This is a genomic window from Variovorax sp. P4_D9 (assembly GCF_056401695.1).
Genome location: NZ_JBFUIU010001603.1, coordinates 1 through 909, shown reverse-complemented (window position 1 = coordinate 909; position 909 = coordinate 1). Strand labels below are relative to the sequence as shown.

At 62.7% G+C, this 909-nt stretch carries 1 protein-coding gene; it reads left to right on the top strand.

The features are described from left to right. Nucleotides 1-139, top strand: a 139-nt coding sequence (locus AC1DY5_RS57200; RefSeq protein WP_478122970.1) for a transposase, incomplete at its 5' end; no start/stop codon positions are given. Nucleotides 140-909: the final 770 nt, after the last annotated feature.

Sequence of the window (909 nt, the reverse complement as noted above, 5' to 3'; positions counted from 1 at the left end):
GCCGGTGTTCGGGATCATCAAACGCGTGATGGGCTGGAGCCAGATGAGCATGCGCGGGCTGGACAAGGCGCGCGGCGAATGGTCGCTGGTGACGATGGCTTGGAATATCAAGCGGCTGCATGTGCTGCGGGCCGCATAAAGAGGGAGGCAGATGCTCCCCACGACCCGACTCGCGGGGCGCTCAGGCCCCTCGAGGAAGGCAACTCCGCCTCGCGCCGTAGCAATCGACGCCGCGCGATCAAACGAACAGATCCCCGCGGCTCAAGTCCGACGGGCTCCTAGTGAGCAATGTCATTTCGCCGGATGCGCAGAGGCATCCGCTCAGCTCGTTGCGCCGAACGGCGCGAAACAGGGAGAAGCTGGCTGCTGCGATGCAGGTTGCGCTTCCTCGCTATCACGGACATGTCGCGAAAGTCGCGTTCGGTAAAGCGTCAAACGCAGGAGCGGACGGAGCTCATCACCTCAGCGGATCAATAGCTGCGCAAATGCGCGACCTGATCTTGACGGAATGTTTGGCACAAATCAGGGGTCAAGCCGTCGCCTCCTCGATGTAATCGTCGGCAGCGTCCACGCCGTTCTCCGACGCAAACTCACCGCAATGACCATCGGGGCCTTGGCTGTCGCCGCTACTGCCGCTGCCTTGACTCTGTCGGCTCACCAATTGGCCCAGTCTCGCCAYGTTGCCCAAAGACGCCTAACCCTTCGCTCAAGGCGACCTCCGCCGGCAAGGCGATTGGCCCGGGGAGGCGCTCACCATCACCATCCGCCTCGCAGGCAAGCGCTATCCCGGCGTCGACCCTCAGTTCAAACGTTGAGCGACTCCTTTTCGGCACTGCCATTGGCAACCTCTATCGCTGTATGTCCGTGGTGGACCTTGCCCTGCCCTTCGCCAGGGTCTTCGCCAGGGTC